Below are 14,628 nucleotides of genomic sequence, written 5' to 3'. Positions count from 1 at the left end.
GGCAGCTACGCCTTGAGGGCTCCGGTGAGGACACCCTTGACGAAGTAGCGCTGTAGGAACGGATAGACGAGCACGATGGGCGCGGTGGCGAGCACCACCACGGCCATCTGGGTCGACTGTGGCGCGGCGGTGGCCACGGCCTCCCCGGTCATGTCGGCACCACCGGTGACGTACTGCCGCAGAACGGTGCCGATCGGCCATTTCGACTGGTCGTTGAAGTAGATGATCGCCTCGAAGAACCGGTTCCAGTACGCCACCGCGTAGAACAGGCCGACGACCGCCAGCACCGCCTTGGACAGCGGCAGCACCACCCGCCACAGGATGGCCAGATCCCCCGCGCCGTCGATGCGCGCCGCCTCCAGCAACTCGGTCGGGATGGACTGGAAGAAACCGCGCATCACGACCAGGTTGAAGACATTGACCAGGAAGGGCAGGATCAGCGCGGCGTACTGGTCGAACAGCCCGGTGGTACGCACCACCAGGAACAACGGGATCATCCCCGGCGGAAACAGGAACGTGAACAGGACCAACAGCAGGACCGGCCGGCCGCCGTACACGCCCGGTCGGCTGAGCGCGTACGCCAGGAGGACGGTGCAGGTCAGGCTCAGGGCGGTACCGGCGAGGGTGACGCCCGCGCTCACCAGCAGGGCGCGCGTCACGACGCCCCCGTCGAGGATCTCGGTGTACGCGTCGACGGTGATCCGTCGCGGCCACACGACCCAGCCACCGTTGGCGATCACGTCCTGGGGCGCGGCGAGGCTGGTCGCCACGACGGTCCAGATCGGAAACAGCACGAGCAGCACGACCACCGTGAGGGCGATGGCCTTCGCCGCCCGGACGGCCGGCCCGGGCCGCCCCTGCCAGGCGGGGTACGTGTGCTTCATCGCTGGTACACCCCCTGCTCGCCGAGCCGGTGCGCCACCTTGTTCGCCGTGTAGACGAGCGCGACGCCGATGACGCCCTTGAACAGGCCGGCCGCGGCCGCGTAGCCGAACTCGCCGTTGGCGAAGCCGGTGAAGTACACGAACGTGTCGAGCACCTCCCCGACCTCCGGGCCGACCGCCTGCCGTTGGAGGAAGAACTGCTCGAAGCCGACGTCCAGGAACTCACCGAGCCGCAGTACGAGCAGCAGCACGATGACCGGTCGGATACCCGGCAACGTCACGTGCCACAGCCGACGCCACCAGCCGGCGCCGTCCAGCGCCGACGCCTCGTACTGCTGCTCGTCCACCTGCGACAACGCGGCGAGGAAGATGATGGTGGCCCAGCCGCACTCCTTCCAGAGCACCTGCGCGACCACCAGCGGCTTGTACGCCTCCGGGTTGCCGATGACGTGGATGGTGCCCAGCCCCCACTCGTCCAGCCACCCGTTGACCACGCCGGCACCGCCGAGCATGTGCTGGAACAGCGCCACGACGATCACCCAGGACAGGAAGTGCGGCAGGTACACCACGCTCTGCACGAACCGCTTGACGACGTCGCCGACCAGGCTGTGCAGCAGCAGCGCCAGGGCCAGCGGCGCGGGGAAGAAGAAGACGATCTGGAGCGCGGCGATCAGCACGGTGTTGTGGACCGCGTTCCAGAAGTCCGGGTCGCCGAACATCTGCCGGACGTTCGCCAGCCCGACCCACTCGCTGCCCGCGATGCCCAGAAACGGCACATAGTCCACGAAGGCCAGCGTGTTTCCGAACAAGGCGCCGTAGTGGAAGACCAGGAAGTAGGCGACGCCGGGGGCCATCATCAGCAGCAGTAGCCGGTCTCGGCGGAACCGCTGGCGATGACCGCGGCGCGCCCCGGGGGCGACGCGCCGGACACCGCCGTCGATGGGGGTGGCGGCCCGCCGCCCGACGTCGGACGACCGCTGGGCATCGATCGCGCTCACGTCGGCGGCCCCTCCCGTGCCATGACCTTCGGTCATTCGGCCGTAACAAAGTGGGAAGAAGATAAAACGTTTACCTATCCGAGTCAACCACTGGACCTTGTCTACCTTGGATACGTAGGCTTGTCGCCGGGTAACCGTTTACATCGACGAACTCGACCGGAGGACCGGGGCGTCCCGCCGCCGCACTGCGCGATGTGGACGTGCTGCTGACCGGCGGGGACTGCCCGCGCGTCGGCGAGCCGGTGCTGGCCCCGGCACCACGGTTCGGTGCCGTCGTCCACACCGCCGGCTCGGTGCAGGGACACCTCGACCCGGCCGTGTTCGCCGGGGCATCGCCGTCCCCTCGGCCGCGCGGGCGAACGCGGTGCGGGTCGTCGACACCGTCGCCGCTGTCCTACGGGACAGAACCGTACGACGACGCCCTGCGCTCAGCTGAGCTGGGCGTACTCGCGGAACTCCCAGTCGGTGACGTACCGCCGGAACCGCGCGAGCTCGTCCCGTTTGAAGGTGAGGAAGGCGTCGACGAAGGACTTGCCGAGCACGTCGGTGAGTTCGTTGTCGGCCGCCAGGGCGTCCAGCGCCTGGCCGAGGTCGGTGGGGAGCTCGGCCGCGGCGGTGGTGTCGGCGGCGCGGCCGGTCGCCGGGGCGGGGGGCTCGGTCGCGGCGGTGATGCCGAGATGGATCGCGGCCAGCAGACCGGCGATGGCCAGGTAGGGGTTGGCCGTGCCGTCGCCGAGGCGGACCTCCAGCCGGGTGGCCGCTCCGCGTTCCGGCGGGATGCGCACCATGGCGTGGCGGTTGTCCAGACCCCAGTTGATCAGCCACGGGGCGATCGTGTCCGACCCGAGCCGCTTGTAGGAGTTGACGGTGGGGTTGAGCAGCGCGGACAGGGCGGGCGCGTGATCGAGGACGCCGGCCAGGGCGTGCCGGGCCGTGGCAGACAGGCCGTGCGGCTCGTCCGGGGCGGCGAGGACATTGCCGCCGTCCGCGTCGACGAGGGAGACGTGCAGGTGGAATCCCGACCCACCGCCGTCGTTGGACGGCTTGGCCATGAACGTGGCCAGCCGCCCCTCGGCCCGGGCGAGTTCCTTGACCGCGGCCTTGAACCGGAAGGCGCGGTCCGCGGCGTCCAGCGCCGGGGAGTGGTTGAGGTTGATCTCGAACTGGCCGCCGTCGAACTCGCGGTTGCCGCCGCTGACGTCCAAGCCGAGGGTGTGCAGGGCGCGCACGGTACGCAGCAGGTGTCCGTCCGGGTCGCCGCGCCGACCGGTGGTGTAGACATTGCCCGGGGCGCGGGCGTAGCGCCGCCAACCGGTGGCGGCAGTGGCGTCCGGCTCGAACAGGACGTACTCCAGTTCCGGGCCGACGACCGCGGTCAGGTCCGCGTCGGTGAGTCGGGCGAGGACCCGGCGCAGCAGGTCCCGGGATGATTCGGGCACGCTCCGGTCGGTGGCTGCGTCGCGTACGTCGCCGATGCACCAGGCCACGTTCGGCTCCCAGGGCAGCGGGACGACGGTGTCCAAATCCGGACGTACCAGGATGTCCGGCATTCCCGCCTCGATGCCGCCGGCGATGTCGGAGTGCTCCCCCCGGGCGCCGGTGTGGTAGACGGCGCGGCTGAAGGCGAGGCCGTGCCGGGCCGCGTACGGCAGCTGGTGGAGCAGGATGTCCCGGCTCCGGTCGGAACCGATCAGGTCCGGAAAGGCGACCCGGAGGACATCGACCCCCGCGGCGTCGAGCGCCGCCATGGCGCGTCCGACCTGGGCGGCTGTCTGGGCACTCAATGGATACTCCAGGTGCAGGGAAGGCTTCTATTATGTCCTGGTTTACGCCTGCCCCACCGAAGCACCCCGACAGGATACATTTGGCCTCAAACGAGTCGTCCACCCCGACACCGAGGAGAAGTCCGTGCTCAGGCAGCGCCGCTCCATCACCGAGACCGAGCAGGCCATTCAAGAACGCCTGGGCGGGCTGCCACTGCAACGTGAGGCGATGGCCGCGGTGGGCAACATCCACCGCGCCGCCGCGGCGATCCGGCAGCACCTGGAGAACTCGGCCCTTCGCCCGCACGAGTTGACCTGGACCGGCTTCGTCGTGCTCTGGGTGCTGTGGATCTGGGGCGAGGCGGAGTCCTGGTCGGTGGCCGAGGAGGCCGGCATCTCGAAGGGCACGCTGACCGGCATCTCGCAGACCCTCGAGTCGCGCGGACTGGTGGCCCGCTCCCCCCACCCCGAGGATCGCCGCCGAGTCCTACTGGCGCTGACCCCGAAGGGAGAGAACCTCATGGAGGAGCTGTTCCCGGCCTTCAACGCGGAGGAGGCGTTCGTCGCCGCCCCGCTCGACCTCGCCCAGTGCCGGCAGCTCGCCGAAGGGCTGCGTGCCATCATCAGCCAGCTCGAGACTCACGGCGAGCAGCGCAGGCGGGACCTCCTCGACGGCGAGAAGCTGGCCCCTCGACGCTCGGGCCGCCGCCCGCGCCAAAAGCCCTGACGCCGCCCGGAATCGGCACCGAATCGTGTGAGGTCACACAACAACCTCGCCCCCTTGACGAACCGCGGTGGACCTGGTTGTTTGTTTGGAGTCAAACGGATTGAGGCAGGGCATGGCTCGTGAACCCCACACAGCGGGAGGTTCAACGCCCCGGCGCGCGACCCCGGCCGCCGCGACCGGCCAGACCAGCAAGGAGTGACCCGATGGACCTGACCAGGTGGTTGGCCGCGGCGGTCGCGTCGAACGCCGACTGGGCCAAGAGCTTCGGCCCCTACGAACCGCACCCGGCGCTGGCCGTCGACGACAGCCGGTTCACCGAGGTCTTCGCCACCTTCACCGAGCGGCTCAAGGACAACTACCCCTTCTTCCACCCCCGCTACGCCGGCCAGATGCTCAAGCCGCCCCACCCGGCGGCCGTGGTGGGCTACCTGACCGCGATGTTGATCAATCCCAACAATCACGCCCTGGACGGCGGGCCGGCCACCGCCGCGATGGAGCGTGAGGTCGTGCAGCAGTTGGCCACCATGTTCGGGTACGACACCCACCTCGGTCACCTGACCACCAGCGGCACGATCGCCAACCTCGAAGCCCTCTTCGTGGCCCGCGAACTGCACCCGGGCAGGGGCGTCGCCTACAGCACCGAGGCCCACTACACACACGGCCGGATGTGCGGTGTCCTCGGCGTGGAAGGCTTCTGCGTACCCACCGACGACCTCGGCCGGATGGACCTGGACGCGCTGGAGGACCTGCTGCGTACCGGCCGGATCGGCACCGTCGTGCTCACCGCCGGGACGACCAGCCTCGGCGCCGTCGAGCCGATCCACGAGGCGCTGGCCCTGCGCGAGCGGTACGGCGTGCGGATCCACGTCGACGCCGCCTACGGCGGCTTCTTCACCCTGTTGGCAGGCACGGACGGCCCCGAGGGACTGCCGGCCGAACCCTGGCAGGCCGTCGCCCAGAGCGATTCGGTGGTGGTGGACCCGCACAAGCACGGCCTGCAACCCTACGGTTGCGGCGCGGTGCTCTTCCGCGACCCGACGGTCGGCCGGTTCTACCTGCACGACTCGCCGTACACGTACTTCACCTCGGAGGAACTGCACCTGGGCGAGATCAGCCTGGAGTGTTCCCGTGCCGGTGCGGCGGCCGCCGCGCTGTGGCTCACCTTCCAGCTGCTGCCACCCACTCGGGACGGACTGGGCCGGGTGCTCGCGGCCGGCCGACGGGGGGCGCTGCGCTGGGCGGAGCTGATCGAACAGTCCGAGCACCTGGTGCTCTACCAGACCCCGCAGCTCGACATCGTCAGCTACTTCCCGGTGACCGAGAGCAACGCGCTGTCCCAGATCGACGCGGCCAGCAACCGGATCCTGCACGAGGGGATGACCGACAGCCGGGAGCCGGTCTTCCTCAGCACGCTGCGGGTCGACGCCGAACGCTTCACCGCCCGGCACCCGAAGATCACCGCGGATGCCGACGGCGCACGCATCCTGCGCAGCGTACTGATGAAGCCGGAATCCGAGACGTACGTCGATCGGCTGCACGAACGTCTGGAGCAGCTGGCCCGCCGATGAGCGCCGCCATCCGCTGCGCCCGGTGACCATCCGCCCCCGGGCGCCCGGCCCCGCCTCGGGGTCCGGTCCATGGTCGGCTGAACGACTGTCCGGCGTGGTGTCGGACCACTGATCCGCCGGCCTCGGCCGGACCGCTGCCGGTGTCAGCAAGCACGCCGGGCGCTTCCGCCGCAGGCCGCGCACCGGACAAGTGGACAGCGGCGGCAGTGCGTACCGTACGCTGCCGGGTAACTACTGCGACAGGGGCCTCGTTGCCGTCGGGGCGGGCGACAGGAGATGCCGAAGGTGAGCGACGACGACGGGCAGGTCACCGCTTGGGCGCTCGCCGCCGGGCGGGGCGACCGCGAGGCCGCAGCCGCGTTCGTCCGGGCCACCCAGTCGTACGTCCGGCGTTTCCTCGCCGCACTGGTCTCCCCAGACGAGGCCGACGACCTGGCGCAGGAAACCTACCTGCGGGCGATGCGGTCACTGCCGTCGTTCGCGGCCCGCTCCTCGGCCCGAACCTGGCTGCTCGGCATCGCCCGGCGGGTCGCGGTGGACCACGTGCGCGTCGCCACGTCCCGTCCCCGCACCGTGCCGCTGTCGGATTCCTCGGAGCCCGCCGACCCCCGGTACAGCGGCTTCGACCAGCGGGTCACGCTGGAACAGATCATCGCGGCGCTGCCGGGGGACCGGCGGGAGGCGTTTGTCGCCACCCAACTACTCGGGCTCTCCTACGCCGAGGCCGCCGAAATCTGCGGCTGCCCGGTCGGGACGATCCGCTCCCGGGTCGCCCGAGCCCGTGAGGACCTGGTCGCCGCCGTCGCCGTCCAGCCTGTCCGTCGGCGGCGGGCGCGGGAGGACACAGCCGGCTGACCGGCGTGTGACCTGCCCCGCCGACCACAAGCCGCGGGAACCAACACCGCTTCCCGAGCGACTACCGGTACATGGGGTGTGTGCAGTGGCGTGAGGTGTTGTCGGCCCAGCTCGACGGTGAGGAGAGTCCGGCCGAGCGGTTGGCGGCCGAGAGACACCTGGTCGGGTGCGCGGGCTGCCGGGCCTGGTACGACCAGGCCGCCGCGGTGACCCGCCGGGTCCGGCTGACGCCGACCGGCAGCGAGGTCGACCTCACCGAGGCCGTTCTCGCCGCCCTACCCCCGGCCGCCCCGCGGCGGCGGCTGCTGCGGCTGCGGCTGCGGCTGCGGCTCACGGTGAGCCTGCGGGCGGCGCTGGCGCTGATCGGGGTGCTGCAGCTCGTGCTCGGCCTTGCCCAGGTCGGGAGAGGCGCCGCCGGACCACACATCCACGCCGGTGGCCCGCTGGCCTCCGGGCACCTGTGGCACGAGGCGGCGGCGTGGAACATCGCGGTCGGCGCCGGCTTCCTGTTCGTGGCCGCCCGGCGTACCCCGCCGACCGGACTGGTGCCGACGCTGTCGGCGTTCGTGGGCACGCTGGTGCTGCTGTCGGTCAACGACCTGACCACCGGCCGGGTGGACACCACCCGACTGGTCAGCCACGCCTTCCTGCTCACCGGATACCTCATCGTCGTGGCCCTGTCGCGTACCCAGGCACGACCGGGCGACCCCGCCGGCCGGGCCCGTCCCGGCGGGAGCCGCTGGCGGCTGACCGAGGACGACGTGCCCGCGCCCGCCCTGCGACTGCTTCCGTCCCCGCACCCCGGGTCGGCCCACCACCGGTACGACACGGCGGCCTGACCACCGTCCGGTGTGACGCGGGTTACCACACCGGCGGGAACCGTCGCCGGTGCGAATCCGACCAACATGCCGACACCTACTTCGAGGGGACACTTCATGCCAAACTTCCGATCCGGCCGGCTCCTGCGCCCGGCAGCCCTGCTCGCGGCTGCTCTCGTGGCCGCGTCCGGCGCCGGCTGCGGGTCGTCGGGCGGCACGTCGACCGCCACCCCCACCGCCTCGCCGACGGCCTCGGCGTCGGTCGGTACGGCGGGGGTGCTCGGCATCCGCGACCCGTGGGTGAAGGCCGCCGACCACGGCATGACCGCCGCGTTCGGCACGCTGGTCAACGACGGTGACACCAACGTCACCCTGACCGGTGCCACCACTGACGTGTCGCCGATGGAACTGCACGAGATCACCATGCGGGACGGGAAGATGGTCATGCAGGCCAAGCAGGGTGGCATCGTGATCAAGGCGAAGAGCCGGCACGTCCTGCAGCCCGGCGGCGACCACCTGATGCTGATGAACCTCACCCGCCCGGTGCCGGCCGGTGACGAGGTGGCTGTCACGCTGACCTTCGCCGACGGCCGCACCCAGACCTTCACCGCGGTCGCCAAGCCCTTCACCGGCGCGCAGGAGAGCTACGCCCCGGGCCACGGCCAACCGGCGCACGGCACCTCGGCCACCCCGAGGACGAGCCCGAGCCCGGCCTCATGATCGCAACGTCCGGCATCCAGCCGGTGAGCCGGCGGCGGCTGCTCACCGGCGGGGCCGTCGCCGCCGGTGGCACCCTGGCCGGGGCCGCCGCCATCACCGCCGCCCGCTCCGACACCCCGGGCGGGCGCACCGTCGAAGCGGTCCCGGTGGCGCAGGTCGGCACCGCCGTCGAGCCGTTCCACGGTCCCCGGCAGTCGGGGGTCGCCACGGAACCGCAGGCGCACGCCTCCTTCGTCGCGTTGAGCCTGCGGTCGGAGGTCGACCGGGCGGCCCTGCGGCGGATGCTGCGCCTGCTCTCCGACGACGCCGCCCGGCTCACCCAGGGCCGCCCGGCCCTGGCCGACACCGAGCCCGAACTCGGGCTGCTACCGGCCCGGCTGACCGTGACCTTCGGCTTCGGCCCTGATCTCTACCGCGCCGCGGGCCGACCGGACCGGCGTCCCGAGTCGGTGACGGAGCTGCCGCCGTTGCGTATCGACCGGCTCCAGCCCCGCTGGTCGGGTGGGGACCTGCTGTTGCAGGTGTGCGCGGACGACCCACTGACCGTCGCCCACGCCCAGCGGGTGCTGGTCAAGGACAGCCGCCCGTTCACCACTGTACGCTGGGTGCAGCAGGGCTTCCGGCGGGCCGCCGGGTCCGAACCGGGGCGTACCCAACGTAACCTGTTCGGCCAGCTCGACGGCACCGCCAACCCGAAGCCGGGCGGCCCGCTGGACAACGCGGTGTGGGTTCCCGACGGCCCCGACTGGCTACGCGACAGCACCACCCTCGTGGTCCGCCGGATCAGCATGAACTTGGAGACGTGGGACCTGCTCGGGCGGGTCGACCGGGAGTTGGCCACCGGCCGTCGCCTCGACACCGGAGCCCCACTGACCGGAACCGCCGAGCACGACGAGCCGGACTTCACCGCCCTCGGACCCGACGGGCTGACCGTGATCCCGGACTTCTCCCATCTCACCCGGGCGCACGTGACCGACGACCGACTCAAGATCCTGCGCCGCCCCTACAACTACGACGGGACGCCCGCCGCGGACGGCACCGCCGACAGTGGTCTGATCTTCGCGTCGTTCCAGGCCGACATCGGCAAGCAGTTCCTGCCCATCCAGCGGCGCCTGGCCGAACGGGACCTGCTCAACGAGTGGACCACCCCGATCGGCTCGGCCGTCTTCGCGATCCCAGGGAGGCCCGGCTCACCGAGCCGCCGGCACGGATCACGCTGCGGTTCATGCAGAAGCTGAACCCGGCCTTCACCACCATCGTGCTGTCCGACGCCACCGCCCGGAAGGTGACCACCGGTGAGCCTGCCGTCAGCGGCACGGCCGGCACCGTGACCGTCGACGAATCCCTGGCCAACGGCACCTACACCGTGGCCTACCGGGTGGTCTCCGCCGACGGGCACCCGGTGCAGGGCTCGTACCGGTTCCACGTCGCCGACCCCACCGCCACCGACCCCACCGCCGACGTGGCCGGCACGCCAGCCGCCTCGACCCCGACGGTCGAACCGTCCGCCACCCCCGCAGGCCCCGTCACGGCGTCGTCCGAGCACGCCGGCGGAGCGAACGTCCCGGCGCTGGTCGGCGGCGGGATCCTACTGGCCGCCGGGGTGCTCACCGGGGGGATGGTCCTGCTCCGCCGGCGCCGCGCCGGGCGCTGACGAGCCGTCGGCGACTGCCGCGCACACCTCCGCACTCCACATCGGACGGCAATCGGTAGGCATCAGCCCGGAACTTTTCCATCCGCCAACCCGACTACTCGACCGGGAGCGGCGGCCGGGCAGCCACGGCTCGAAGGGCACGAGCCACACCGATCACCAACCCTCTTTCCCGATCGGAGTAGTCGATGTCCGTGACCGAACTGTCCGACGACCGTACGCCGGGGCCCACTGCCGCACCGGACGGCGGACGACCGGCCCGTCGGCCCACACCCCTCGTGGCGCTGCTGACCCGCCTGCACTTCTACGCCGGCATCCTGGTCGCCCCGTTCCTGCTGGTCGCCGCCCTGACCGGCCTGGCCTACACCATCACCCCCCAACTGGACCGGGCCCTCTACGGCGACAAGCTCACCGTCGCGACCATCGGCGACCAGCCCACCCCCCTGGCGGCCCAGATCACCGCCGCCCGCGCCGCGCACCCCGACGGCACCCTCACCGGCGTGTTGCCCGGCACCGGCGAGCAGACGACCCAGGTGGTCTTCGCCCAGCCCGACCTGGGCGAGAAGCAGCACACCGTCTACGTCGACCCGTACACGGCAGAGGTCAAGGGGCAGCTCACCACCTGGTTCGGCGCCACCCCGGCCACCACCTGGTTGGACGACCTGCACCGCAACCTGCACCTGGGCGACCTGGGCCGGCACTACTCGGAGATCGCCGCCAGTTGGCTGTGGGTCCTCGTCGTCGGCGGGATCGTGCTGTGGTGGCGCCGCCGCGCCAGCAACCGTTCCCGGGTCCGGCACCTGCTCGTGCCGGACCTGTCTGCCGGCCGGGGCGTGCGGCGTACCCGGGGCTGGCACGCCACCACCGGCGTCTGGCTCGCCGTCGGCTTGCTCTTCCTCTCCGCCACCGGCCTGACCTGGTCCCGTTACGCCGGCGACAACTTCAGCGCCGCCCTCGGCGCGCTGAACGCCAGCCGCCCTCCGCTGTCCACCGTCCTCGACGGCGCACCCCCCGCCACCGGCGGTGGTGAGCACCAGCACGGCGGTCCCACCACCGGAGCCGACGCGGACCCGGCGACGTACGACCGGGTGCTGGCGGTCGCCCGCGACGCTGGCCTGGCCGGTCCCGTCGAGATCACTCCCGCCGAGGAACCCGACAGCGCCTGGACCGTCGCCCAGACCGACAACACCTGGCCGGTCGGCCGCGACCGCGTCGCCGTCGACCCCGCCGCCGGCACGATCACCGCCCGCAGCGACTTCGCCGACTGGCCCCTGCTCGCCCAGCTCAGCAACCTCGGCATCCAGGCCCACATGGGCCTGCTGTTCGGCCCGGTCAACCAGATCCTGCTCGCCGCGCTCGCCCTCGGCCTGCTCTGCGTCATCGTCTGGGGCTACCGCATGTGGTGGCAGCGCCGCCCCACCCGGGTCGACCGGCGGCTGCCGGTCGGCATCCCGCCCGTCCGCGGCGGCGTACGCGGCCTGCCGTGGTGGGCGCTGCTGCTCGGTGTGCCGGTCACCGTGGCCGTCGGCTGGGCGCTGCCCTGGTTCGGCGTCACCCTGCTCGGCTTCCTCATCGTCGACGTGATCCTCGGTGTGGTCGCCCGACGTCGCCGCGATGCCGTTCCGGTCTCGCCCGCGGCGACGGGCGGCTGATCCTTGCGGGCCGTCCGGCCGGTCACGCCCGAACGTGGCGACCGGACGGCCCGGCGCTCGGCCAGGTACCGCCCGGTGTGCGCGGTGCCGTCGTACGACAGCTGGCGCGCGGTGGTGCCACCGTGGGCGGTGGCCGGGGTCAGGTGCCCCGATCCGGTTCCGCGGTGAGCAGAGCGGCGAGGTCCGCGGCGCACCGGGGTCGCTTCCCGGCCAGGCCGGGAACCCGGTCGAGAAGCCGGTGCACCAACGGAGCCCAGGCCGGCAGCAGGTGCGCCGCGGTGAGCAGTGCCGGGTCGGCCAGCGCCTCGCCCGCCGGCATGGCGCACACCCCACCGCCGCTGACCACGGCCACCGTGTCCGCCCAGCGGAAGGCGAGGTCGACGTCGTGGGTGGACAGCACCACCGTCGTACCGGTGGCGTGCAGGTCGTCCAGGGTGTGCAGCAGTTCCTCCACGCCGGCCGGGTCGAGCCCGGCCGTCGGCTCGTCGAGGATGAGCAGCCGGGGTCGCATCGCGACCGCACCGGCGATGGCCACCCGCTTGCGCTGACCGTAGGACAGCAGATGGGTCGGGCGGTCGGCGACCGACGTCACGCCGAGCGCCGTGAGAGCCTGGTCGCAGCGCTGCCGGACCTGTTCCGGCGGCAGCCCGAGGTTGACCGGTCCGAAGGAGACGTCCTGCCGGACACTGGCGGAGAAGAGCTGGTCGTCCGGGTCCTGCAGCACCAGTTGCACCTGCTGGCGTACCGTCCGCAGGCCGGCACGGGTGTGCCGCATTCGGCTGCCGGCGACGGCGATCCGGCCCGCGGAGGGCGTCAACGAGCCGGCCGCCAGCCGGAACAGGGTCGTCTTGCCGCCACCGTTGGGCCCGACCACCGCCAGCCGTCGGCCCGCCTCCACCCGAAGGTCGACGCCGGTCAGGACCGGACGGTCCGGCTGGTAGCCGAAGTGCACGCCGGCGAACTCCAGCAGCGGCCCGGTCACCACGTCGGCGCCACCAGGACGGTGGCGGCGACGATCGCCGCGAGCAACCCCACGGTCGCCGCCACGAACGGCGGTGACACCGGCAGCGCCTCCACCTGCACCGCGAGCGATCCGGTGTATCCCCGCAACGCCAACCCCTCCTCCAGCCTGCGGGCGCGGTCGAACGCCCGGACGAACACCGCGCCGGCCTGCCCGGCGACCGACCGGTACGCGGCCCGCCAGGTCCGGAAGCCGAGCCGCGCCGCCTGCGCCGCACGGACCGCCCGTGCGCTCTCCATCAGCAGGAAGAGCATCCGGTACGTCAGCGCGGCGACCTCGCTGACCGCCGGGGGGACCCCCAGCCGGTGTAGCCGGGGCAGCACGTCCGACAGCGGCGTGGTGGCGCTGAACAGCAGCAGGCAGGCCAACGCCGCCACGGACCGGCCGGCGGTCTGCGCCGCCAGCGCGGGACCGGCCGGGTCGAGCGTGACCCGTGCCGGCGCCGGCATCGTCACCAGCAGCGGCACCGTCGAGGTCGCCACGAACAGCAGCGGCACCCGCGCCGCGCGCAGCACCACGGCCGGTGCCACCCGGGCCGGGCCGACCAGCAGCACCACGGCCGCCGCGCCGGACAGCGCCGCGCCCGGCCACGGGGGCAGGATCACCGCGCAGGCCAGCAGCCCGAGGGAGAGCAGCGCCTTCTCGGCCGGGTGCCGTGATCGCCACACTCCGGTGTGGGCCGCGGCGTCGAGGGCGAACACCTACCCGCGCGGCTGCTCGGCGGCGGCGTCGCGCTGCCGCTGCCGGGTCCGGGCGACCCCGAAGTAGTACCCGAGGAACCCCGCACCCAGCGCGGCCTGGAGCGCGAACAGCGCCGACTCCACCTCACCCGAGGGTGGTTCGTAGAGCGGGGTGAACCACGGCTCGTAGTCGGGGTGATCCTCCACGATCGCCTGCTCGGCCAGCGCGTCCGCGCCGGCGAACGGTTCCTCTCCCGACCCGAGGCCCAGCGCCAGCGGCACCACCGCAAGGGCCAGCACCGCGAGCAGCAACAGCAGGTTGACCCGGGTGAAACGCTTCATGCCCGCACCTCCGCCGCCCGGAACACGCCGAGCCGGCGCAGGTCGTCTCCGCTGGTCCGGGTCAGCAGCCGGATCACCAGTACGGACAGCAGGCCCTCGCTGACGGCCAACGGGATCTGGGTCACGGCGAAGATCCCGCCGAACTTCGCCAGCGCGCCGGCGAACCCGGTCGACGGGTCGGGGAAGGCAAGCGCCAACTGGGCGCTGGTGACGCAGTACGTGGCCAGGTCGCCGAGCGCCGCGGCGGCGAAGACCGCCACGCCCAGACCGCCGCCGGCCCGGCGGACCAGCAGGTAGACCCCGTACGCCACCCAGGGGCCGATGATCGCCATCGAGAAGATGTTGGCACCCAGCGTGCTCAGCCCGCCGTGGGCCAGCAGCACCGCCTGGAACAGCAGCACGATGCCGCCCAGCACGCTCATCACCGGCGGCCGGAACAGCACCGCCCCCAGCCCGGTGCCGGTCGGATGCGAGCAGGAACCGGTCACCGACGGGATCTTCAACGCGGAGAGCACGAACGTGAACGCGCCCGCCGCTCCGAGCAGGAGTTTCGTCTCCGGGTCCTGCCGCACCTGGCGGACCAGTGCCCGGCTGCCGTGGACGACGAACGGTGCGGAGACCGCGAACCATGCCGCGGCCTGCACCGGGGGCAGATACCCCTCGGCGATATGCATCGAGGACCTTCCTCTCCAGCACCTCGTGGATGAGATCACCTGTCAGGGCCGGTCTCCTGGCTCCCGGATCGATGCTTCCTCCGGCCTTCCCAGGCCCAGGTGGGCCCAGTGGCGTCGTCGGAGGTCGCTACCCGGTCACAGTGGCGAGGGCCGCGCCGGTCTTCCACCGGCTTCCCGTGCACCCTGACGGCGAGAGGCTATCGGGCTGCCACCGGCGGAGCAAGCGGCCGACGCGAGCTGGGCTCACCACCGCCCGGCTCGGACGCTGCCCGGAT

Annotated in this window: 14 protein-coding genes, 1 pseudogene and 1 riboswitch; of the genes and pseudogenes, 8 read left to right on the top strand and 7 right to left on the bottom strand. The window is 72.1% G+C overall.

Features of this window, described 5'->3' with window-relative positions:
• Positions 1 to 5: 5 nt before the first annotated feature.
• The 3 genes from E1166_RS07275 to E1166_RS07265 form a co-directional block, all read right to left on the bottom strand.
• Positions 6 to 884 carry a carbohydrate ABC transporter permease gene (locus tag E1166_RS07275; RefSeq protein WP_132336884.1) on the bottom strand — a complete coding sequence of 293 codons (879 nt, stop codon included), beginning with the start codon at positions 882 to 884 and terminating at the stop codon, positions 6 to 8.
• Positions 881 to 1,882 carry an ABC transporter permease subunit gene (locus E1166_RS07270; protein WP_243710232.1) on the bottom strand — a complete coding sequence of 334 codons (1,002 nt, stop codon included), beginning with the start codon at positions 1,880 to 1,882 and terminating at the stop codon, positions 881 to 883. Before E1166_RS07270 ends, E1166_RS07275 begins: the two co-directional genes overlap by 4 nt.
• Positions 1,883 to 2,310: 428 nt before the next feature.
• A complete protein-coding gene (locus tag E1166_RS07265; RefSeq protein WP_243710231.1) occupies positions 2,311 to 3,666 on the bottom strand; it encodes a glutamine synthetase family protein in 1,356 nt (451 codons plus the stop codon).
• 124 nt (positions 3,667 to 3,790) lie between these two features.
• Between E1166_RS07265 and E1166_RS07260 the strand changes: the two genes are divergently transcribed.
• From E1166_RS07260 to E1166_RS07225, 8 genes and pseudogenes are all read left to right on the top strand, one after another.
• Positions 3,791 to 4,372, top strand: a complete 582-nt coding sequence (locus tag E1166_RS07260; RefSeq protein WP_207914055.1) for a MarR family transcriptional regulator — start codon at positions 3,791 to 3,793, stop codon at positions 4,370 to 4,372.
• Positions 4,373 to 4,575: 203 nt separating this feature from the next.
• Complete coding sequence (locus E1166_RS07255; RefSeq protein WP_132336878.1) at positions 4,576 to 5,940, top strand: aminotransferase class I/II-fold pyridoxal phosphate-dependent enzyme; 1,365 nt, start codon at positions 4,576 to 4,578, stop codon at positions 5,938 to 5,940.
• A 276-nt stretch (positions 5,941 to 6,216) separates the two neighbouring features.
• Positions 6,217 to 6,795 carry a sigma-70 family RNA polymerase sigma factor gene (locus E1166_RS07250; protein WP_132336876.1) on the top strand — a complete coding sequence of 193 codons (579 nt, stop codon included), beginning with the start codon at positions 6,217 to 6,219 and terminating at the stop codon, positions 6,793 to 6,795.
• A gap of 71 nt (positions 6,796 to 6,866) precedes the next feature.
• Positions 6,867 to 7,634 carry a zf-HC2 domain-containing protein gene (locus E1166_RS07245; RefSeq protein ID WP_132336874.1) on the top strand — a complete coding sequence of 256 codons (768 nt, stop codon included), beginning with the start codon at positions 6,867 to 6,869 and terminating at the stop codon, positions 7,632 to 7,634.
• A 96-nt stretch (positions 7,635 to 7,730) separates the two neighbouring features.
• Positions 7,731 to 8,333, top strand: coding sequence for a copper chaperone PCu(A)C (locus E1166_RS07240; RefSeq protein ID WP_132336872.1), 603 nt, complete (start codon positions 7,731 to 7,733; stop codon positions 8,331 to 8,333).
• Positions 8,330 to 9,571: a Dyp-type peroxidase gene (locus E1166_RS07235; RefSeq protein WP_132336870.1), complete on the top strand. Its 1,242-nt coding sequence runs from the start codon at positions 8,330 to 8,332 to the stop codon at positions 9,569 to 9,571. The genes E1166_RS07240 and E1166_RS07235 overlap by 4 nt, the downstream gene beginning before the upstream one ends.
• A pseudogene (locus tag E1166_RS07230) lies at positions 9,544 to 9,987 on the top strand (copper resistance CopC family protein); the annotation flags it as partial. The gene E1166_RS07235 and the pseudogene E1166_RS07230, both read left to right, overlap by 28 nt.
• Positions 9,988 to 10,172: 185 nt before the next feature.
• Entirely contained in the window at positions 10,173 to 11,636 is a 1,464-nt protein-coding gene (locus E1166_RS07225) for a PepSY-associated TM helix domain-containing protein (protein ID WP_132336866.1), read from the top strand.
• 139 nt (positions 11,637 to 11,775) lie between these two features.
• On the opposite strand, the gene E1166_RS07220 is transcribed toward E1166_RS07225, so the two are convergent.
• Genes E1166_RS07220 through E1166_RS07205 form a run of 4 tightly spaced genes read right to left on the bottom strand, consistent with a single transcriptional unit; the run spans position 11,776 to position 14,353 of the window.
• On the bottom strand, positions 11,776 to 12,621 hold the full coding sequence (locus tag E1166_RS07220; protein ID WP_132336864.1) for an ATP-binding cassette domain-containing protein: 846 nt from the start codon (positions 12,619 to 12,621) through the stop codon (positions 11,776 to 11,778).
• The gene (gene cbiQ / locus E1166_RS07215; RefSeq protein WP_132336862.1) at positions 12,615 to 13,358 is read right to left on the bottom strand and encodes a cobalt ECF transporter T component CbiQ; all 744 of its coding nucleotides are present in this window, start codon (positions 13,356 to 13,358) and stop codon (positions 12,615 to 12,617) included. The genes E1166_RS07220 and cbiQ overlap by 7 nt, the downstream gene beginning before the upstream one ends.
• The gene (locus tag E1166_RS07210; protein WP_132336860.1) at positions 13,359 to 13,679 is read right to left on the bottom strand and encodes an energy-coupling factor ABC transporter substrate-binding protein; all 321 of its coding nucleotides are present in this window, start codon (positions 13,677 to 13,679) and stop codon (positions 13,359 to 13,361) included.
• Positions 13,676 to 14,353 (bottom strand): energy-coupling factor ABC transporter permease, encoded by a 678-nt coding sequence (locus tag E1166_RS07205; RefSeq protein ID WP_132336858.1) that lies wholly within the window; start codon positions 14,351 to 14,353, stop codon positions 13,676 to 13,678. The genes E1166_RS07210 and E1166_RS07205 overlap by 4 nt, the downstream gene beginning before the upstream one ends.
• Positions 14,354 to 14,381: 28 nt before the next feature.
• Positions 14,382 to 14,554: riboswitch (cobalamin riboswitch) on the bottom strand.
• Between the last annotated feature and the right edge of the window lie 74 nt (positions 14,555 to 14,628).

The organism is Micromonospora sp. KC213 (assembly GCF_004348325.1).
GTDB lineage: Bacteria > Actinomycetota > Actinomycetes > Mycobacteriales > Micromonosporaceae > Micromonospora.
Note: the sequence above shows the minus strand (reverse complement) of the source record. Positions and strands in the feature narration are given on the sequence as shown.